General features: G+C 66.9%; 15 protein-coding genes. 13 read left to right on the top strand and 2 right to left on the bottom strand.

The genetic code is table 11. The annotated features are described in order from the left end of the window. The first annotated feature begins 247 nt into the window (after positions 1–247). Positions 248–991: a ParA family protein gene (locus I6F17_RS31770; protein WP_225129571.1), complete on the top strand. Its 744-nt coding sequence runs from the start codon at positions 248–250 to the stop codon at positions 989–991. 267 nt (positions 992–1,258) lie between these two features. On the opposite strand, the gene mutM is transcribed toward I6F17_RS31770, so the two are convergent. Then, positions 1,259–2,140, bottom strand: coding sequence for a bifunctional DNA-formamidopyrimidine glycosylase/DNA-(apurinic or apyrimidinic site) lyase (gene mutM / locus I6F17_RS31775; RefSeq protein WP_225129569.1), 882 nt, complete (start codon positions 2,138–2,140; stop codon positions 1,259–1,261). Between the two features lie 81 nt (positions 2,141–2,221). Here mutM and ubiE point away from each other — a divergent pair, with 81 nt between their 5' ends. The 12 genes from ubiE to I6F17_RS31835 all read left to right on the top strand — a co-directional run bounded on the left by ubiE (position 2,222) and on the right by I6F17_RS31835 (position 20,366). After that, positions 2,222–2,983, top strand: coding sequence for a bifunctional demethylmenaquinone methyltransferase/2-methoxy-6-polyprenyl-1,4-benzoquinol methylase UbiE (gene ubiE, locus I6F17_RS31780; protein ID WP_036009053.1), 762 nt, complete (start codon positions 2,222–2,224; stop codon positions 2,981–2,983). Next, positions 2,980–4,554 carry a 2-polyprenylphenol 6-hydroxylase gene (ubiB, locus tag I6F17_RS31785; RefSeq protein ID WP_036040927.1) on the top strand — a complete coding sequence of 525 codons (1,575 nt, stop codon included), beginning with the start codon at positions 2,980–2,982 and terminating at the stop codon, positions 4,552–4,554. Before ubiE ends, ubiB begins: the two co-directional genes overlap by 4 nt. Before the next feature lie 56 nt (positions 4,555–4,610). Further along, entirely contained in the window at positions 4,611–6,053 is a 1,443-nt protein-coding gene (coaBC, locus tag I6F17_RS31790; protein WP_225129567.1) for a bifunctional phosphopantothenoylcysteine decarboxylase/phosphopantothenate--cysteine ligase CoaBC, read from the top strand. Continuing rightward, positions 6,050–6,508 (top strand): dUTP diphosphatase, encoded by a 459-nt coding sequence (gene dut, locus I6F17_RS31795; protein WP_225129564.1) that lies wholly within the window; start codon positions 6,050–6,052, stop codon positions 6,506–6,508. The genes coaBC and dut overlap by 4 nt, the downstream gene beginning before the upstream one ends. Before the next feature lie 207 nt (positions 6,509–6,715). After that, positions 6,716–9,220, top strand: a complete 2,505-nt coding sequence (locus tag I6F17_RS31800) for a PAS domain-containing sensor histidine kinase (protein ID WP_225129562.1) — start codon at positions 6,716–6,718, stop codon at positions 9,218–9,220. Further along, entirely contained in the window at positions 9,217–10,734 is a 1,518-nt protein-coding gene (gene tsaE, locus I6F17_RS31805) for a tRNA (adenosine(37)-N6)-threonylcarbamoyltransferase complex ATPase subunit type 1 TsaE (RefSeq protein WP_225129560.1), read from the top strand. The genes I6F17_RS31800 and tsaE overlap by 4 nt, the downstream gene beginning before the upstream one ends. Before the next feature lie 87 nt (positions 10,735–10,821). Continuing rightward, entirely contained in the window at positions 10,822–11,139 is a 318-nt protein-coding gene (locus I6F17_RS31810; protein ID WP_225129558.1) for a PilZ domain-containing protein, read from the top strand. Positions 11,140–11,257: 118 nt separating this feature from the next. Continuing rightward, positions 11,258–11,980 (top strand): nucleotidyltransferase family protein, encoded by a 723-nt coding sequence (locus I6F17_RS31815; protein ID WP_225129555.1) that lies wholly within the window; start codon positions 11,258–11,260, stop codon positions 11,978–11,980. Between the two features lie 198 nt (positions 11,981–12,178). Beyond that, positions 12,179–15,322 carry a double-strand break repair protein AddB gene (gene addB, locus I6F17_RS31820; RefSeq protein WP_225129553.1) on the top strand — a complete coding sequence of 1,048 codons (3,144 nt, stop codon included), beginning with the start codon at positions 12,179–12,181 and terminating at the stop codon, positions 15,320–15,322. Beyond that, positions 15,316–18,825 (top strand): double-strand break repair helicase AddA, encoded by a 3,510-nt coding sequence (gene addA / locus I6F17_RS31825; protein ID WP_225129551.1) that lies wholly within the window; start codon positions 15,316–15,318, stop codon positions 18,823–18,825. The genes addB and addA overlap by 7 nt, the downstream gene beginning before the upstream one ends. Positions 18,826–18,893: 68 nt before the next feature. Further along, on the top strand, positions 18,894–19,214 hold the full coding sequence (gene trxA, locus I6F17_RS31830; protein ID WP_008540017.1) for a thioredoxin: 321 nt from the start codon (positions 18,894–18,896) through the stop codon (positions 19,212–19,214). A gap of 144 nt (positions 19,215–19,358) precedes the next feature. Further along, positions 19,359–20,366 (top strand): ATP-dependent DNA ligase, encoded by a 1,008-nt coding sequence (locus I6F17_RS31835; RefSeq protein ID WP_225129615.1) that lies wholly within the window; start codon positions 19,359–19,361, stop codon positions 20,364–20,366. Positions 20,367–20,465: 99 nt separating this feature from the next. Here I6F17_RS31835 and I6F17_RS31840 read toward each other — a convergent pair whose 3' ends face one another. Then, positions 20,466–21,206 (bottom strand): metallophosphoesterase family protein, encoded by a 741-nt coding sequence (locus I6F17_RS31840; RefSeq protein ID WP_225129549.1) that lies wholly within the window; start codon positions 21,204–21,206, stop codon positions 20,466–20,468. Positions 21,207–21,243 lie beyond the last annotated feature (37 nt).

Consider the following 21,243-nt stretch of genomic DNA (forward strand, 5'->3'; position numbering starts at 1 on the left):
CAGCGCACCGCTATCGCGTTGCGCTTTGTCCGGGGCACGGACCGCCTCACGTACGACTACGGAGCCGGTAATGGTACGGATTCGCTGGCATTCGCGATTCCGCCATCATCGTTGCCGTTGATTCGGACCTCCGCGATCCCCTTTGGATCGGGCCGGCACGTCCTGAGCGAGAAGCGCTCAGCATCCAGAAGCGATGCACGTTCGCGTGGCGTATCCCTGACCCAGCACTCCAAAGGATTGACCTTCAATGCACACGATCGTACTGGCCACCCAAAAGGGCGGCAGCGGCAAGAGCACGCTCGCCATCGGCCTCGCCTTGGCCGCCAAGCAGGCCGGCTTCACCGTCCGCCTGATCGAGACCGACCCGCAGGGCACCCTCTCCAACTGGCAGCGCCGCCGCTCTACCGACGATCTCGTCGTCGAGCCGATCTATCACGCCGCCGATATCGCGCCGCGTCTCAAGATGCTCGCCGATAGCGGCCTCCAGCTCGCGATCGTCGACACCGCGGCCGGCCTCAGTGCCGCCACCACCGCCGCGATCCGCCATTCCGACCTCTGCCTGATCCCGGCCCGTCCCAGCGTCGCCGACATCGAGGCGACCGTCTCGACGCTCAGCGTCGCCCGCGCCTGGAAGCGGCCTTATAGCTTCGTGCTCAACCAGACGCCGATCCGCGGTCAGCGCATCGACAACGCCGCGACCGCGCTCGCCGAGGAAGCCGCGCTCGATCTTGCCGAGGTGCTCGCGCGTCCGCTGATCGTGATGCGCAACGATCACCAGGACGCGCTTGCGAGCGGCCTTGCCGTGAGTGAATTCGCGCCGAACGGCAAATCGGCGGACGAGATCCGCGGCCTCTGGCGCTGGATCGAGACCCGGCTCGAGCTCGAAGCCACCACCAATATCCTGATCGACCAGGTCATCTCGGCTGCGCACGGCATGCTGCAGATCGCAGCGGAACATGCGGCGGACGAGACCACGACACTGGCGTCCTGAGCGGGGCGATCGCTCGGACGACAGTCGGGCTCTTCGCCATTCGGTGAACGGGCCCAAGCGACGAAGCAGTCCGGCCACCAGCCCGGCCGGATTGCTTCGCCTCGCGTTCTGGCATGGTTCTATCCTCCCGTCATTGCGAGCGCAGCGAAGCAATCCAGAGTCTTTCCGCGGAGGGATTCTGGATTGCTTCGCTGCGCTCGCAATGACGGCAGGGTGAGATCGTCGCCCTCGCCGAGACTCACGGCCTCTCTGCGGCAATCCCGATGGTCACTTCTGACATTTCGGGCACCAGAACGTCGACCGGCCGTTCTGCGTGAAGCGCTTCACCGTGCCGCCGCAGCGCGGCGTCGTGCATTTTTCGCCTTCGCGGTCATAGACCCTGAACGAATGCTGGAAATAGCCGAGCTCGCCTGTGGTCTGGCGATGGTCGCGCAGGCTGGAGCCGCCGGCCTTGATCGCATCGTTCAGCACGGTGTGGATCGCGCCGACCAAGCGCTTGGCATGATCCGTCGGCTCGCCCTTCCTGGTGGATAGCGTCGCAGCAATGCGCCGCGGCGACAGATGCGAGCGGTGCAGCGCCTCGCAGACATAGATGTTGCCGAGCCCGGCCACCACGCGCTGGTCGAGCAGCGCGGCCTTCAGGCTCGTGGTCTTGCCTTGGCAGGAGCGCGCCAGCATCGCGGCATCGAATTCGTTGCCGAGCGGCTCGGGGCCGAGCCCGCGCAGCAGCGGCTCGTCTTCAAGCGCGCCACGCGCAATCACTTTCATGTATCCGAAGCGGCGCGGATCGTTGAAGACGATGTCGGCGCCCGAGGACATCCGAAACAACACGTGGTCGTGGGCGGAATCCTTGGCCTTCGGATAGTGAAACTCGCCGGGCTGAGCCTCGTTGTCCGGCTTGATGACGCGGAACGAGCCCGACATGCCCAGATGCATCAAGAGCACGTCGCCGGAGGCGAGATCGGCCATGAGATATTTTGCACGGCGCCCGAGGCCCGTGACGACTTGCCCCTTGAGCCGGGCCACGAAGTCGGGCTGGAACGGAAAGCGCAAATCCGGCCGGCGGGCCTCAGCGTCGAGGATTTTCGCGCCCTCCATCACGGGCTGAAGACCGCGGCGGACGGTCTCGACTTCGGGCAATTCAGGCATGGTCGGGCATTCACCTTATGAAAGCGGTGTGATAGCGCCATTGCGGCGGGCGGGCTATGGTCCGCCGAGTGGAGTAGAGTAATGGATCGGCCGGGCGAAACCACGCATTTTGGCTTCAGGGACGTTCCCCTCGGGGACAAGCAGACGCTGGTGAACGATGTGTTTCGCAGCGTGGCGTCGCGCTATGACCTGATGAACGACCTGATGTCCGGTGGCCTGCACCGGGTCTGGAAGGACATCATGATAACCGCGCTGGATCCGCCCAGGGGCGACCGGCCGTTCGCGCTGCTTGACGTCGCCGGCGGCACCGGCGACATCTCGTTCCGTGCCGCCAAGGCCGCCGGCCCCGGCTTCCACGCCACGGTGTGCGACATCAATGCGGACATGCTGGCCGTGGGGCGCGAACGCGCCGCCAAGCGTCATCTGGACACCCAGGTCGATTTCGTCGAAGGCAATGCCGAATCGCTCGGCTTCGCCGATCGCAGCTTCGATGCCTACACGATCGCTTTCGGCATCCGCAACGTGCCCCGGATCGACCTTGCGCTGCGCGAGGCCTATCGCGTGCTGAGGCCCGGCAGCCGCTTCCTGTGTTTGGAATTCTCCACCGTCGAGATGCCCGGCCTCGACAAGCTCTATGATCTGTTCTCGTTCAAGGTGATCCCGCCGCTCGGGCGCATGGTCACGGGCGACGCCGAATCGTACCAATATCTCGTCGAGTCCATTCGCAAATTTCCAAAGCCGGCCGCCTTCGCCGACATGATCCGCGAGGCCGGCTTTGCCCGCGTCAGCTGGCAGACACTCTCCGGCGGCATCGTCGCACTGCATTCGGGCTGGCGTTTGTGATCTCTGCCGTCACCCACCTTGCGCGCCTGATCCGCGCCGCGTTCGTCTTTGCGCACGAAGGCGTGTTCGGCGCGGTCGATCCGAGCCTGGTGCCGCCGCCGGGACAGCTCGCGCTGAAGCTGGCGCGCATCATCGAGCGCCGTGGCGCCAAGCAGGGACCGCGGATCTCGCGCGCGCTGACGCGGATGGGCCCGGCCTATCTCAAGCTCGGCCAGTTTCTGGCCACGCGCCCCGACGTGGTCGGCGTCATCATGGCGCGCGATCTCGAAAGCCTGCAGGACCGCCTGCCGCCATTTCCGCAAGAGGAAGCCGAGGCCACGATCGCGACCTCGCTGGAGCGGCCGCTGAAGGACGTCTTCGTCAGCTTCGGCCCGCCGGTCGCGGCGGCCTCGATCGCGCAGGTGCATCGCGGCGAGGTGGTGCGCGACGGCATCCGCAAGTCCGTCGCGATCAAGGTGCTGAGACCCAACGTCGCCGCGCGCTTCCGCCGCGATCTCTCCGATTTCTTCTACGTCGCGCACAAGGCCGAGGCCTACTCGGCCGAGGCGCGGCGCCTGCGCCTGATCGAGGTCATCAACACCATGTCGCGCTCGGTCGCGATGGAGATGGACCTGCGGCTCGAGGCCGCCGCGCTGTCGGAGATGGCGGAGAACACGCGCGACGATCCCGATTTCCGCGTGCCCGCCGTCGACTGGGACCGCACCACGCACAACGTGCTGACGATGGAATGGATCGACGGCATCGCGCTGAACGATCACAAGCGCCTCGCCGAGGCGCGGGTCGACCTGCCCGATCTCGGCCGCAAGGTGATCCAGAGCTTCCTGCGCCACGCGCTGCGCGACGGCTTCTTCCATGCCGACATGCATCCGGGCAATCTGTTCCTGGATGACGCCGGCCGCCTGGTCGCGGTCGATTTCGGCATCATGGGTCGGCTCGGCATGAAGGAGCGGCGCTTCCTCGCCGAGATCCTGCTCGGCTTCATCACCCGCGATTATCGCCGCGTGGCCGAGGTGCATTTCGAGGCCGGCTATGTGCCCGCGCATCATTCGGTCGAGAATTTCGCCCAAGCCATCCGCGCCATCGGCGAGCCGATCCACAACCGCACGGCGGAAGAGATCTCGATGGCGCGGCTGCTCACGCTGCTGCTCGAGGTCACCGGCCTGTTCGACATGACGACGCGGCCCGAGCTGATCCTGCTGCAGAAGACCATGGTGGTGGTCGAGGGCGTGGCGCGCGGCTTCGATCCCAAGCTCGACATCTGGCGGATCGCCGACCCCGTGGTGCGCGAATGGATCGAGCGCAACCTCGGACCGATCGGCCGCATCGAGGGCGCGCTCACAGGGACCGGGGACATCGCGCGGGTGTTGATGCGCCTGCCGGAGATCGCCGAGCGGTCGGTGAAGGTGCTCGAGCAGCTCGAGACCATGACGCGGGAGGGCATCAGGCTGTCGCCGGAGAGCATCGCGGCGATGGGACGCAGCGAGGGCCGCAAGAACCGCTGGCGCACCGTGGCGCTCTGGATCATTGCCGCGACCTTCATCGGGATTCTGATCGCCGTCCGGAATCTATGATTGCATTGCAATCACGTTGATGATAGCATTGCTATCATTTCGTGCCGGAGGGCGTCATGGCAAGCCTGACCATCCGCAAGCTCGACGACGCCGTCAAAACCTATCTGCGGCTGCGCTCGGCCAAGAACCACAGGTCGGTCGAGGAGGAGGTGCGGGTCATCCTGCGGGAGCTGATAGAGGGCCGCGAGGAGCCGCTGACGCCGTTTGCGGTGCCCTCCGCCGCCCCGACACCGCAGCGCACCGGCGCCCTACCCGAGGCCAGCGTCACCCTGATCATCGGCGGCGGGATCGCGGCCTACAAATCGCTCGACCTGATCCGCAGGCTGAAAGAGCGCCGCATCGAGGTGCGCTGCGTGCTGACCAAGGCGGCGCAGCAATTCGTGACGCCGCTGGCCGCGAGCGCCCTCTCGCATGAACGCGTCTATACCGACCTGTTCGACCCGCAGAGTGAGTTCGATGCCGGCCATATACGCCTCGCGCGCGACTGCGACCTGATCGTGGTGGCGCCGGCCACGGCCGACCTGATGGCGAAGATGGCGAACGGTCATGCCGACGATCTCGCCAGCGCCATCCTGCTCGCGACCAACCGCAAGGTGCTGCTGGCGCCGGCGATGAATCCGCTGATGTGGAGCAACGCGGCGACCCGGCGCAACGTCGCGCAGCTCCAGCGCGACGGCGTTGTGCTGATCGGCCCGAACGCGGGCGAGATGGCCGAGGCCGGCGAAGCCGGAACGGGCCGCATGTCGGAAGCCATCGAGATCGCCAATGCCGCCGAGCGCCTGCTGCGGCCGCCGACGCCGAAGCCGCTCGCGGGCACGCGCGTGCTGATCACCGCCGGTCCCACCCATGAGGCGATCGACCCGGTGCGCTATATCGCTAACCGTTCCTCCGGCAAGCAGGGCTTTGCCATTGCCGCCGCTGCACAGGCCGCGGGCGCCGAGGTTACTCTGGTGAGCGGTCCGGTCGACCTCGACGATCCCCCGGGCGTGACGGTGAAGCATGTCGAATCGGCGCGGCAGATGCTGGAGCAGGTCAAGGCCGCGCTTCCCACCGACGTCGCGATCTTCGCCGCCGCAGTCGCCGACTGGCGCGTCGCCAATGAAGGCGAGCAGAAGCTGAAGAAAACCGCGGCCGGCATGCCGCCGCTGCAATTGGTCGAGAACCCCGACATCCTCGCCACCATCTCCAAGCTCGCCGAGCAACGCCCGAGGCTCGTGATCGGCTTTGCCGCCGAGACCGAGCACCTCATCGACAATGCCAAGGCAAAATTTGCGCGCAAGGGCTGCGACTGGATCGTCGCCAACGACGTCTCGCCCGCCACCGGCGTGATGGGCGGCGACCGCAACACGGTCCACCTGCTCAGCCGCAAGACCGGTGCGCCGGACGGCGAGATTGCAGTTGATTCCTGGCCGGCGATGACCAAGGAACAGGTCGCGATCGAACTGGTCGCGCAGATCGCGAAGAGCGTGACCGGCAAATCCCTGGAGTCCGCATCTTGAGCACGAAGGTTACCGTCGAGCTGCAACGCCTCGCCCACGCTGAGGGCCTGCCGCTGCCGGCCTATCAGACCAGCGAGGCCGCCGGCCTCGATCTGATGGCCGCGGTGCCGGACAACGAGCCCATGACGCTCGCACCAAGCCAATACGCGCTGGTGCCGACGGGCCTTGCCATCGCCTTGCCGCCCGGACACGAGGCGCAGGTGCGGCCGCGTTCGGGGCTGGCGGCCAAGCACGGCGTCACCGTGCTGAATTCGCCGGGCACGATCGATGCGGACTACCGCGGCGAGATCAAGGTGATCCTGATCAACCACGGCGCCGCGCCGTTCGTGATCAAGCGCGGCGAGCGCATCGCCCAGCTGGTGATCGCGCCGGTGCTGCAGGCCGCGCTGGTTCCCGTCGCCACATTGTCGGCGACCGATCGCGGCGCCGGCGGTTTTGGTTCGACCGGGCGCTAACCCAAGACAACTCCAGCCGAATCATCCTCAGAAAATCACGCGCCTTGGAACCGCGCGGCCCGCATTTTTTTGGGGCCGCCTTTGCGTTCACGATCTGGACTCTTACCGGCGGAGTCGCGGTGAGGGTATTGTCTTTTGATTCGCGCGCGACGGGGGTCGCCGCGCGCAGATTCGTGCGGTCTTGAATTTCCGCGTCTTGGGGCAACTATGTCAGGCGTGATCGTGTCGATGCGTCGGACGCTGTTGTCGTGCACATCGCTGGCGCGCAACGGCTTGGTGGGAGGCGCTCTCGCAGCGCTGCTGCCGGCTGCGCCGGCCAAGGCCGCCGACCTCGTCGACACCCTCTCCCTCGTGATGGATCTCAACCGGCAGGAACTCGCGGTGCTCGCCACCGCGCTGGCCCTGCTCGGCTTCTCGGTGATGGCCGCGATCCTGTTGATGCGGACGCGGGTGCGCACGGCGAAGAACGAGGCGCGGCTGCGCGCGCGGATCGGGGAACTTCAGCTCCAGGCCGACCGCTTCGGCGCGCTGCTGTTCGCCGAGCCGCAGATTCTGATCTCATGGCCGGCGGGCGACAACCGCGCGCAGATTTCCGGCGACATCGCGCTGGTGCTGCCGCGCGATTCCTCGCCGCAGCGCGTGCTGGCGTTCGGAACCTGGCTGCCGCCGGAACCGGCGCTACTGATGGACCATGCGGTCGACGCACTGCGCGAGCGCGGCGACGGGTTCCAGCTGACGCTGACCACCGCGCACGGCCATATGCTGGAAGCGATCGGACGCGCCATCGGCGGCCAGGCCATCGTCCGCATTCGCGAGCTCTCGGGCCTCCGCCGCGATCTGGCCGAGACCAATCTGCGCTACAAGGCGCTCTCCGACGAGACCGAGATGCTTCGCGGCTTTGCCGCTGCCGCACCTTGGCCGATATGGGCGAAGGGGGAGAACGGCGCCCTGACCTACGCCAACCCGGCCTATGTGCGCGCCACCGAGGCGACCAGCGCCATCGATGCCCAGGAGCGCAAGCTCGAGCTGCTCGACAGCGACGACCGCAATGCGATGGAGCGGGGGCTGAAGGACGCCGCCAACTTCACCTCGCGGCTGCCGATCGTCGTCGGTGGCGAGCGGCGCATCTACGACGTGCGCGCCGTCAATGTCGGCAGCGGCAGCGTCGGCGTCGCCATCGATGCCAGCGAGGCGGATGCGCTGAGCTCGGCGCTGGTGCGCATGGCGGAGGCGCACCGCCGCACGCTCGACCAGCTCTCCTCGGGCGTTGCCGTGTTCGACGGCCAGCGGCGCCTTGCCTTCTACAACGATTCCTATCGCCGGCTGTGGGATCTCGATCGCACCTTCCTCGACGCCCATCCGGACGATTCCAGCGTGCTCGACCAGCTCCGCGCCGCGCGCAAGCTGCCGGAGCAGCCGGATTTCCGCGCCTGGAAGGCCAAGCTGCACGAGGCCTATCGCGCGGTCGAGACCGCCAAGGACACCTGGTTCCTGCCCGACGGCCGCGCGCTCTCGGTCGTCACCACGCCGAACCCGGAAGGCGGCGTCACCTACCTGTTCGACGACGTCACCGAAAGCCTCGACCTCGCCCGCCGCTTCGACGGCCTGATCCGCGTCCAGCGCGAGACGCTGGACAGCCTCGCCGAGGGCGTTGCGGTGTTCGGCAGCAACGGCAAGGCGCAGCTGTTCAATCCGGCCTTCGTGCGGATGTGGAAGCTGTCGAGCGATGCCATGCGCGACGAGCCGCATATCCAGACGGTGGAAGGCTGGTGCCATCAGCTGTTCGACGATCCGCAAGTCTGGCGCCAGATCCGCGAGGCCATCACCTCGATCGAGAACCGCGCCGACGTGCCGCTGAAGTTGGAGCGCAAGGACGGCAGCGTGCTCGACGGCATGATCCGGCCGCTGCCGGACGGCGCCACCATGCTGACGTTCCAGGACATCACGGACACCGAGAACGTCGAGCGCGCACTGCGCGAGCGCAACGAGGCGCTGGAGGCGGCCGACCAGATGAAGGTGGATTTCGTCCACCACGTCTCCTACGAGCTGCGCTCGCCGCTCACCACCATCATCGGCTTTGCGCATTTCCTCAGCGATCCCTCGACCGGGCCGCTGACGCCGAAGCAGGCCGAATATCTCGACTACGTCACCAAATCGACCAACGCGCTGCTCGCGCTCACCAACAACATCCTGGATCTCGCCACCATTGACGCCGGCGCGATGAAGCTGGAACTCGGGCAGGTCGACGTCAGCAAGGCCATCGAGCTTGCCGCCGAGGGCATCCAGGACCGGCTCGCCACCGACCGCATCCGCCTCAAGGTCGAGATCGCGCCCGACGTCGGCAGCTTCGTCGGCGACGAGAAGCGGGTGGTGCAGGTGCTCTATAACCTCCTCGCCAATGCCGTCGGGTTTTCTCCACAGGATTCCACCGTCGGCATCAGCGCGCGGCGCACCGAACGCAGCGTGGTCTTCACCGTGACAGATTCGGGCCCTGGAATACCTGCCGACATGAAGGACAAGGTGTTCAACTGGTTCGAAAGCCGCTCGCAGGGCTCGCGTCACCGCGGCGCCGGGCTCGGCCTGTCGCTGGTGCGCTCCTTTGTCGAGCTGCATGGCGGCAAGGTGCGGGTGGATTCGATCGTCGGCCGGGGCACGGTCGTGATCTGCGATTTCCCGACCGACCAGGCGGCGCATCGCGACGCCGCCGAATGACTGATGCAACCACATTCTCCGTCGCGCTTCACAACGAGACGGCCACGGCGCAATTGATGGCCGACCTCGCGCTGCTGGTCGGTCCCGGTGACGTCATCACCCTCACCGGCGATCTCGGCGCCGGCAAGACCGCGGCGGCGCGCAGCCTGATCCGCTATCTCGCCGCCGACGATGCGCTGGAGGTGCCAAGCCCGACCTTCACGCTGGTGCAGGGCTACGAGCTGCCGCCCTTCCCGGTGCTGCATGCCGATCTCTACCGCGTCGAGGACGAGAGCGAGCTCGAGGAGATCGGGCTGTCGCCGCTGCCCGATGCCACGCTGGTGCTGATCGAATGGCCGGAGCGCGCTCCGTCGGCGATGCCCGAGGACCGCATCGACATCGCGCTGACGCACCGGCCGGCGCTGGGCTCGAACGCGCGTGCCGCCGACATCACAGGCCATGGCAAGAGCGCAGCTACAGTTGCGCGGCTGAAGGCGCTGCGCGACTTCCTCGACGCATCCGGTTACATCGATGCGACGCGCAGGCGCATGCCGGGCGACGCCTCGACACGCTCCTACGCGCGGCTCGTGCGCGATGAGGAGCTCGTCATCCTCATGAACTTCCCGCAGCGGCCCGACGGCGCGGCGCTCTACAACGGAAAATCCTACAGCGCCGCGGTGCATCTGGCCGAGAACGTAAAACCCTTCGTCGCCATCGACGAAGGCCTCCGGGCGCAGGGGATCTCCGCGCCTGCGATCCATCATTTCGATCTCGACCAGGGCTTTCTGATCTCCGAGGATTTCGGCAGCGAGGGCGTGATCGAGGGCGATCCGCCGCGGCCGATTCTCGAGCGCTACGAAGCCGCGACCGACGTGCTGGCGATGCTGCACGGCAAGGCGCTGCCGGAGACGCTGCCGCTGGACGGGCAGACCTACGCGATCCCCGTCTTCGACGTCGGGGCGCTGCTGATCGAGATCGGGTTGATGCCGGAATGGTATCTGCCCGATCGCAACGCGCCGCTGAGCGAGACGACGCGCGCAGAATTCCTGGCGATGTGGCGTGAATTGCTGAAGCGGCCGCTGGCGGCGCCGAAGACGTGGATCATCCGCGACTATCACTCGCCCAATCTGATCTGGCTCGGCAACCGCAGCGGCATCGAACGCGTCGGCGTGATCGATTTCCAGGACGCCGTGCTGGGGCCGCAATCCTACGACGTGGTGTCGCTGCTCCAGGACGCCCGCATCGACGTGCCCGAGACCATCGAGCTGACGCTGCTGTCGCGCTACATCAAGGCACGGCGGGCGCAGGACACAAGCTTCGACGCCGCCGGCTTCGCCGAGCTCTACGCGATCATGTCGGCGCAGCGGAACACGCGCCTGCTCGGCACCTTCGCCCGGCTCAACCGCCGCGACGGCAAGCCGCACTATCTGCGCCACCAGCCGCGGATCTGGACCTATCTCCAGCGCTCGCTGGCGCATCCCACGCTCGCCCATCTGCGCGACTGGTATCTCGCCAACGTCCCGCCGCCGGGCTGATACAGGACCGATTTACCGGCCGTTAGCCAAGATGTCGCTATTCTGGCGCCGAGGGAGCCGGAACATTGCGGGGCTGGAGCGGGGCAGATGGCAGCGAAAGCGGATCAGCGCGGAAATAGCCGGGTTATTTTCGAGCGCGGGTTTTCGGCCCAGATGATGGGAATCGACGGCACCTGGCGGCGCGACTGCACCATGGAGGACGTCTCCGAGACCGGCGCCAAGCTGACCATCGACGGCTCGGTCGAAGGTCTGCATCTGAAGGAATTCTTTCTCCTGCTGTCCTCCACGGGGCTCGCCTACCGGCGTTGCGAGCTGGCCTGGGTCAATGGCGACCAGATCGGCGTCAATTTCCTCAAGATCGGCGACAAGAAGAAGAAGGTACGTTCCACAGCCGTTGGGGCGTGACGGCAACACCCGTCGTACAACCGTCACGGCGGGTGGTTAAGGCGGTTGAGATGCGGTGCGGCAGATCGAGCCTCGTGTTAGGATTGCTGCGAACGCGAAAGGTCTGAGAAGGGGAAGGATGTCCGTCAAGCCGACCAAAGCCATGGTGCTCGCCGCAGGGTTTGGCCTGCGCATGCGCCCCCTGACGGACAAGATGCCGAAGCCGATGGTGCCGGTCGCGGGACAGCCGCTGCTCGACCACGTGCTCGACAAGCTCGGCCAGGCCGGCGTGACCGAGGCGGTGGTCAACGTGCACTATTTGCCGGACCAGATCATCGACCACGTCGCATCACGCCAGCTGCCGCGCGTGACAATCTCCGACGAGCGCGACCAGGTGCTCGGCACCGGCGGCGGCGTCGTCAAGGCGCTGCCGCTGCTGGGCGATGCGCCGTTCTTCCACGTCAATTCCGACACGCTGTGGATCGACGGTGTGCGCTCCAACCTTTTGCGGCTCGCTGAAAACTTCGATTCCGATCGAATGGACATCCTGCTCCTGATGGCGCCGACCGCGACCAGCATCGGCTATGGCGGCCGCGGCGATTACGGCATGCTGCCCGACGGCGCCTTGCGCAAGCGCAAGGAGAAGGAGGTTGTTCCGTTCGTCTATGCGGGCGCAGCGATCATGTCGCCCGCGATCTTCGTGGACGCACCTCGGGGCGAATTCTCGCTGACGAAGATGTTCGATCGCGCGGGCGAGCAGGAACGGCTGTTCGGCCTGCGCCTCGATGGCGTCTGGATGCATGTCGGCACGCCCGATGCCGTGCACGCCGCGGAAGAGGCGTTTTTGGAGAGCGTGGCTTAGGGGCTGCCTCGAAGAGGCCGTAGCCCAGATGGAGCGTGGCGTAATCCGGGGCCTCTCGCCGCGGAGAGAGCATCCCGGATTGCGCTGCGCTCCATCCGGGCTACGAACCTCGGCGAACAGCGGGGACGACTCCTCCTCCACCCATGACCATTTGACCCCGCCTCCCTATATTGCCTGATCCTTCGAATCAGGCAGCTCATGCGCGTCTTCAGCGTTCCCATCTCAGTTCCGTTCCTGCGCACGGTCGTCACCGCCCTGCTCGATGGGCGGCTGGTCGAGGGATTCGAGGCGCGCAAGGAACCGGCGCGGCTGGCGGATGCCACGCTGTATCTGCCGACGCGGCGCGCCATGCGGATCGTGCGCGAGATCTTCCTCGACGAGATGAAGGCGGATGCCGTCGTGCTGCCGCGCATCGTCGCGCTCGGCGACATCGACGAGGACGAGCTCGCTTTCGCGGGCGAGAGCGAACAGTTTTCCGGGACCGCGCCGCTCGACGTTCCGCCGCGCCTGGGCGAGCTCGAACGGCGCCTGACGCTGGCGCAGCTCGTCGCCGCCTGGGCCAAGGGCCCGGTGCTGGCGCCGCTGGTGGTGGGCGGCCCCGCCTCGACGCTGGCGCTGGCGTCCGACCTCGCGCGCCTGATCGACGACATGGTGACGCGCGGCGTCGACTGGAGCGCCCTTGATGGGCTCGTGCCTGATAATCTCGACCGCTACTGGCAGCACTCGCTCGAATTCCTGCGCATCGCGCGCATCGCCTGGCCCAATCATCTCGCCGAGATCAACCGGATCGAGCCAGCCGCGCGACGCGACCAACTGATCGAAGCGGAAGCCAAACGGCTGATCGCGGATCCGCATGGCCCCGTCATCGCGGCCGGCTCGACCGGCTCGATGCCAGCGACCGCAAAATTCCTGCGCGCGGTCGCTTCGCTGCCGCATGGCGCCGTGGTGCTGCCCGGTCTCGACACCGATCTCGATGAGGATGCCTGGCGCAGCATCGGCGGCAGCAGGGACCTCTTGGGCATCACGGAGAATCCGGCGTCGAACCATCCGCAATATGCGATGCATGCGCTGCTGCAGCGCTTCGGCATCAAGCGTAGCGACGTCGAGATCTTGCAGCCGCCGGCGGAAGAGGGCCGTGACCTGCTCGCGTCGGAATCGATGCGGCCGTCCGCCAAGACCGAGGTCTGGCACGACCGGCTGAAGCAGCCCGATGTCGCCGCGAAGATCGCGGGCGGCATGAAAAACCTCGCGGTGGTCGAAGCGCCAAATCCGGAGATGGAAGCGCTCGCCATCGCCATCGCCATGCGCGAGGCCCGGCACCTCGACAAGACAGCGGCGCTGGTCACGCCCGACCGCGCGCTGGCGCGGCGGGTGATGGCGGCGTTGACCCGATGGGATCTCGCCTTCGATGATTCCGGCGGCGACGTCTTGATGGAAACCTCCGCCGGCACGTTTGCGCGCCTCGCGGCAGAGGCAGCGACCAAGGGCCTGGAGCCGCCGACTTTGCTGGCGATGCTGAAGCATCCGCTGTGCCGGCTCGGCCGCGCGCCGGGCGCGTGGAAGATGGCAATCGAGAGCCTGGAGCTTGCGGTACTGCGTGGCACGCGCCCGCCTGCGGGCACGGCCGGCCTCTTGCGCGAATTCAACCGCTTCCGCGAGGAGCTGGCAAAGCTGTGGCGCAGCGAGGTCTCCGCGCTGCATCGCGCCGAGCCGCGGGCGCGTCTCAAGACCGAGGATCTCGATCGCATCCAGGCTCTGATCGATGCCCTGCAAAAGGCATTGACGCCGATCGAGAGCCTGCCGCCCGCAAAGCCCTATGATTTCGCCGAACTCGCGCATCGCCATCGCGAGATCATGATCGAGCTGTCGCGCGACGAGCAGGGCATTCCGCTCGCCTTCGAGGATCGCGATGGTCTCGCGCTCGCCGGCGCCTTCGACGACCTGCTGCGCGGCGGCACGACCAGCGGATTGTTGGTGCATCTAGCGGACTACGCGGACGTCTTCCAGACCGCCTTCGGCGATCGCGCGGTGCGGCGGCGCGACAGGCCAGGCGCGCGGCTGCAAATCTACGGCCCGCTGGAATCGCGCCTGATGCAGGCCGACCGCATCATCGTCGGCGGCCTGATCGAAGGTGTCTGGCCGCCAGCGCCGCGGATCGATCCCTGGCTGAGCCGGCCGATGCGGCACGAGCTCGGGCTCGATCTACCGGAACGCCGCATTGGTCTGTCCGCCCATGACTTCGCGCAATTGCTCGGTGGCGACGAGGTCATTCTCACTCATTCCGCCAAGGCCGGCGGCGCGCCGGCGGTGGCCTCGCGCTTCCTGCATCGGTTGGAGGCGGTGGCCGGCGACGAGCTCTGGAAGGCGGCCGTTCGCGCCGGCGAGACATATGTGCAGTTCGCTGCGGCGCTTGACCAGCCCAAGGACGTCAAACCGATCAAGCAGCCGGAGCCGCGGCCGCCGCGCGCAACACGGCCGCTCAAGATGTCCGTCACCGAGATCGAGGACTGGCTGCGCGATCCCTATACGATCTACGCCAAACGTATCTTGCGGCTCGATGCGCTCGATCCCGTCGACATGCCGCTCTCGGCCGCCGACCGTGGATCGGCGATTCACGATGCCATCGGCGAATTCACGGAAAGCTATGCGGCGCGTCTGCCCGACGATCCCGCGCGAGTGCTGCGCGCGCTCGGCGAGAAGCACTTTGCACCGCTGATGGAGCGGCCCGAAGCACGGGCGCTGTGGTGGCCGCGTTTCCAGCGCATCGCGCGCTGGTTCGGCGAATGGGAGACGGCGCGGCGCGAGGCGATCGCGGCGATCAATGCTGAGACCCGTGGCGAGATCTCGATCGCGCTCGATAACAAGCGCAGCTTCCGCCTCTCCGCCCGCGCCGACCGCATCGAACGCCGCCAGGGCGGCGGCTACGCCATCCTCGACTACAAGACCGGCCAGCCGCCGACCGGCAAGCAGGTCCGCATGGGCCTGTCGCCGCAGCTGACGTTGGAAGCCGCGATCCTGCGCGAGGGCGGCTTTCCCGACATCGACGCCGGCGCCTCCGTGAGCCAGCTCGTCTATGTCCGCCTCAGCGGCAACAATCCACCCGGCGAGGAGCGCATCCTCGAGCTCAAGTACAAGCCCGGCGACGAGCCGCAGCCGCCGGACACCGCGGCCGCGGAGGCGAGGGCAAAGCTGGAAGCGCTGATCCGCGCCTTCGAGGACGAGAACCAGGCCTATACATCGCTGAACCTGCCGATGTGGGCGAATCGCTACGGCACCTATGACGACCTTGCCCGGATCAAGGAATGGTCCGCGGCCGGCGGGTTGGGGATCGAGGAATGGTGAAGGCGCCGCGTCCCATCCCTGACGAGGTGCGCGCGCGGCAGGCGCGTGCCTCTGATCCGACTGCATCGGCCTTCGTCTCGGCCAATGCCGGCTCGGGCAAGACCCATGTGCTCGTGCAGCGCGTGATCCGCCTGCTGCTATCGGGCGTGCCGCCGGAGAAGATCCTCTGCATCACCTTCACCAAGGCTGCCGCTGCCAACATGGCCGAGCGCGTGTTCACCACGCTCGGTCATTGGGTGACGCTGGACGATGACGCGCTCGACGCGGCGATCCGCGCGGTCGGCATCCCGCATCCCGGCGCAAAGCTGCGCCGCGATGCGAGAAAGCTGTTCGCCTGCGCGCTGGAGACGCCGGGCGGGCTGAAGGTGCAGACCATCCACGCGCTGTGCACCCGCCTGCTCCAGCAATTTCCGTTCGAAGCCAACGTTCCCGCGCGCTTTGCCGTGATCGACGAGCGCGACCAGACCGATATGATGGAGCGCGCCAATCTGAAGGTGCTGCTGGAAGCCGCGCGCGACCCCGACAGCGTCACCGGCCGCGCGCTGCTGACGGCGATGGCGAGCGCCGCCGATGTCACCTTCAAGGAGGTCGTGCGCGAGGCGTGCCTCAGCCGCGATCATTTCATGGCCTGGACCGACCAGGCCGGCAATGCGGAAGCCGCAGCGGCTCAGATGGCAGCGGTGCTGGGCGTTGACATCGGCGACCGTATCGAAGCCGTCGAGATGGAAATTCTCGATGGCCCGTTCCTGCCGCGCGCGCGCTGGGACGACATTGCCTTCGCGTTGGAGGACGGCAGCAAATCCGACAATGACCAGGCCGGCCGGCTGCGCGCGGCAAAGGTGTTTTCCGGCAGCGATCAGGTCGACGCCTATCTGTCCGTCTTCCTCACCGACGACAAGCTGCCGCGCAAGGCAGTGCTGACCAAGAAGTTCTGCGATCACAATCCGTCCGTGGCCCGCCTGTTCGAAGCCGAGGCGCAGCGCCTTGCAGGGCTGATCGAAAAGCGGCGCGCCGTGACGGTTCGGGACCGCACCGCGGCACTGCTGCATATCGCGACCGCGGCCGCAGCGAATTACCGCCGCGAGAAGCAGGAGCGCGGCCTGCTCGACTACGACGACCTCATCGACAAGACGCTGGCGATGCTGGACCGCATCGCCTCGGGCTGGGTGCATTACAAGCTCGACCGCGGCGTCGATCACGTGTTGATCGACGAGGCGCAGGATACCAGCCCGCGCCAATGGGACATCATCGCGCACATCATCTCCGAGTTCACCGCCGGCGAAGGCGCGCGCGAGGGGCTGAACCGCACCATCTTCGCCGTCGGCGACGAGAAGCAATCGATCTTCTCGTTCCAGGGCGCGGCTCCCCACGAGTTCGACGCGCGCCGGCGCGAGCTGCACCGCAAGTTCACCGCCGCCGGGCTGAAATTCGATCCGGTCGCCTTCACCTATTCGTTCCGCTCGGGCGCGACGATCCTGCATTCGGTCGATCACGTCTTCCGCGATCCCGCGATCTACAAGAGCATCCATTCGGTCGAGATCGGCCATCCCCTGCACAATTCGCTGAGCGATGCCGGCCCGAGCGTGATCGAGCTGTGGGACCTCGCGGAGGCCGACGATCGGCAGGACATCGAGGGCTGGCGTGCGCCGTTCGATGGCGTCGCCGTCACCAGCCCCGAGGTCAAGCTTTCCCGACGCATCCAGGCCGAGATCAAGCGGCTGGTCGAGAGCGGCACGCTGACAGGGCCCGAGGGCGAGCGCCGTCCCTTGCGCTATGGCGACATGCTGATCCTGGTGCGCCGGCGCGGCAACGCATTCGATGCCGTGATCCAGGCGCTGAAGCACGCCGGCATTCCGGTCGCCGGTGCCGACCGCCTCAAGCTCACCGAGCACATCGCCATCATCGACCTGATGAACCTGGCCGACGCGCTGCTGCTGCCACAGGACGATCTCGCGCTCGCGGTGGCGCTGAAGAGCCCGCTGTTCGGGCTCGATGACGACGATTTGTTCGCTCTTGCCTGGGACCGCAAGGGCTCGCTGCGCCGCGCGCTCGGCGAGCACGCGGCTGGCAACGAGAAATTCACGACCGTGCTGCGTCGCCTGGAAGCCTGCGAGATCCGCGCCCGCGAGGAGACGCCGTTCGCGTTCTACGCCTGGCTGCTGGGCGGCGACGGCGGGCGGGCGCGGATCCTGCGCCGGCTCGGCCATGAGGCCAATGACGCGCTCGACGAATTCCTTGAGCTGGCGCTGAACTACGAGCGCAAGGCGCCGGCCTCGCTGCAGGGCTTCATGGCCTGGCTCCGCTCGGCCGACACCGAAGTGAAGCGCGACATGGAGATCTCGCGCGACGAGGTGCGGGTGATGACCGTGCACGGCGCCAAGGGCCTGGAGGCCTCGGTCGTGTTCATGGTCGACACCACGTCCTCGCCCGCGGACTCGCAGCGGCTGCGGCTGATCCAGGTGCCGCGCGGCAATGGCGGCGAGGTCGTAGTCTGGGCCGGCCGCAAGGCCGACGATCCCAAGCCCGTGGCCGAGGCGCGCAAGGCGATGCTGGAGGAGACCGAGGACGAATATCGCCGCCTGCTCTACGTCGCGATGACGCGCGCGGCCGACCGGCTGATCGTCGGCGGCTGCATGCCCGGCAACATGAAGACGGTACGCAAGCTGAGCTGGTACGACCTCGTCGACACCGGGCTCAAAGGCTCGGGCCTCGACAAGCAGGTGATCGAGACGCCGCTCGGCAAGGTGACGCGGTTCGCCCGTCCCGAGGACGTCGCGGCGCTGGGCGCGCCGGCGGCCTCCGTGCACCAAACGATCGCGCTGCCGGACTGGCTGCGGACACCGGCCCCGCACGAGACCATGGACGACGATCCCGTGCGCCCCTCAGGCCAGTCTGCCGAGGAGGGCCGCAACGTCCGATCGGGCGAATCGGTGCAGTCGCGCGCGCTGGCGTTGCAACGCGGCACGCTGGTGCACCGGTTGCTGCAATCCCTGCCCGATATCGCCAGCGAGCGTCGGCGCGAGGCCGCGCTCGGCTTCATGGCGCGCAACGCCGCGGACTGGCCGGAGGCGGACCGCATTGCGCTGGCCGACAAGGTGCTCGCGCTGATCACGGAGCCGCGTTTCGCGCCCGTCTTTGCCGCCGGCAGCCGGGCGGAGGTCGCGATCGCCGGCCGGCTGGAGCGGCCGGGCCGCACGCCGGCCCTGGTGTCGGGGCAGATCGACCGGCTGGTCGTGCGCCCCGAGGAGGTCCTGATCGTCGACTTCAAGACCAACCAGGCAGCGCCCAAAAGCGCGGCCGAGGCGCCGGCGACCTATGTCCGCCAGCTTGCGCTGTACCGGGCGGTGCTGTCGCGGCTTTATCCCCAAAGGTCCGTCAGGGCCGTCCTGCTCTGGACCGAGACCCTTGAATATATGGAGATTTCGGCCCCCGCGCTGGACGCGGCGCTGGCATCCCTTCATCTCGGTGTGAGCGTCCTTGACCCGGCAAGGGGCCGTTCATAGGTTGACCGCATGATCCCGGGCGCGATTCCGTCGCGCCGATTCTCTTTCAACCGAGTGAGGTACTCCCAATGGCCGTTAGCAAGGTTTCCGACGCCGATTTCGAAGCCGAAGTGCTCAAGGCGAACGGCCCCGTGGTCGTCGATTTCTGGGCCGAGTGGTGCGGCCCCTGCCGCATGATCGCACCCGCTCTCGACGAGATCGCGGGCGCGATGGGCGACAAGGTCAAGATCGTGAAGCTCAATGTCGACGAGAGCCCGAAGACCGCCTCGAAGTACGGTGTGATGTCGATCCCCACCCTGATGATCTTCAAGGGCGGCGAGATGGCCTCGCGCCAGGTCGGCGCCGCGCCGAAGGCGAAGCTGCAGCAGTGGATCACCTCCGCGGTCTGATCCAGCCCGCCCAAGATTATTTTGGACAACGGCCGGCGAAAGCCGGCCGTTTTGCGTTGACAGGGCGTGTTCAGCGTATGACGAGTCCCGCCCTTGCCTGCTCCTCCCCGAAAGCGCGATCGCAAGCCCACCTCTCTCGCCGCAATGGAGGCGCGTTCGGTCGACGCGATCCCACGCGGCAGTGAATGGCAATATGAACCCAAGTGGGACGGCTTCCGCTGCCTGCTGTCGCGTAACGGCAGCGACGTCGACCTGCGCTCCAAATCCGGCGAAGACCTCGCGCGCTACTTCCCGGAAGTCGTCACTGCTGCCTTGGAGCTGAAGGCCGACCGCTTCACGCTCGACGGCGAAATCGTCGTGCCGCACGGCAAGAGCTTTTCCTTCGATGCGCTGCTGCAACGCATTCATCCGGCGGCAAGCCGCGTGAAGAAGCTCTCAGTGGAGACACCGGCGCTCTACCTCGTCTTCGATCTGCTCGCGACATCCGGGCAGAAGGGCCTGGCTGAGAAGACGCTGCGCGAAAGGCGGCCCGCGCTGGAAGCCTTCGCGAAAGCCAACCTCAAGAACAGCCTGTTCCTTCTCTCGCCGGCGACGACGAGCTACGCCACGGCCAAGAAATGGCTGGCGCAATCCGGCGGCGGCTCGGATGGCGTCATCGCCAAGCGCATCGATCTGCCCTACCAGGCGGGAAATCGCGAGGGCATGCAGAAGATCAAGAAATTCCGCAGCGCCGATTGCGTGGTCGGCGGCTTCCGCTACGCCACCAACAAGATCGCCGGCCGGAACGTCGTCGGCTCGCTGCTGCTCGGGCTCTACGACGATGACGGCCTGCTGCACCATGTCGGCTTCACCTCGGCGATCAAGGCGGAGGCGAAGCCTGATATGACCGATCGGCTCGAAGCGCTGATCGGCGAGCCCGGCTTCACCGGCAACGCGCCGGGCGGGCCGAGCCGCTGGTCGACCGAGCGTTCCGCAAAGTGGTGTCCGCTCAAGCCGAAGCTGGTGATCGAGGTCTGCTACGACCATTTCAGCGGCGAACGCTTCCGCCACGGCACCTCGATCCTGCGCTGGCGCCCGGACAAGGCGCCGCGGCAATGCACGTTCGAGCAGCTGAAGCAGAAGGCAGCCGATCCGATGAAGCTGTTGAAGTAGCGCGTAGCCCGGATGGAGCGCAGCGTAATCCGGGAATCATGCCCCAAGTAACGATGGCCCCGGATTGCGCTCCGCTCCATCCGGGCTACGCAGCAACACCTACTTGATCCACCCCGTCGCCAGCGCGTTCGCCAGCTCCGGCTGACCGTTGCGCCGCGCCAGCGCGGCCATGGCTTCGTGATCGTATCCGACCTGGCGGAACGTCACCTGCCAGGCAGCATCGACGCGTTCGAGGATCGCATAGCGCGCGTGCGGCGTGCCGGCTTCGACGACATGCGGGTACGGATGCTTGTCGCGAAAACCGGGGCTGCCGACGCTGCCGGGATTGACGATCAGCCGGCCGTCGCGCAGGCGCACCGCGCGAGCGAGATGGGTGTGGGCGCACAGGATCAGCGATTGCGTGATGCGTTGGGCGAGTGGCTCGATGTGGTCGAGCGCGGACAGCGCCACCGTGCCGTCGGGATGCACGCTGTCGAGCCAGTATACCTCGTCATTGTCTGGCGTCGCGTGGCACAGGAACACCTGCTCACGGAAGACACGCGTCATCGGCTGCGTGCGCAGCCAGTCGAGTTGCGCGGCGTCGAGCTGTTCGTAGGCAGGACGATCCCACGAGCCCATCTTCTCCGGCGAACGGTCGAGCAAGTAGCGATCGTGATTGCCGAGCACGTGCACGGCGTCGAGCGGCATCAGGATCTCGATGGTGCGACGCGCATCGAGCGGGCCACTCAGCATGTCGCCGAGATTGACGATGTCGGCAATACCGAGCGCGCGGATGTCGGCGAGCACGGCCTCCAGCGCGAGATAGTTTCCGTGGATGTCGGCAATCGCGGCGAAGCGCATTGGCATTTCCTGTAGCCCGGATGGAGCGCAGCGTAAT

This window comes from Bradyrhizobium sp. NBAIM18 (assembly GCF_020193825.1).
Classification (GTDB): Bacteria; Pseudomonadota; Alphaproteobacteria; order Rhizobiales; family Xanthobacteraceae; genus Bradyrhizobium; species Bradyrhizobium yuanmingense.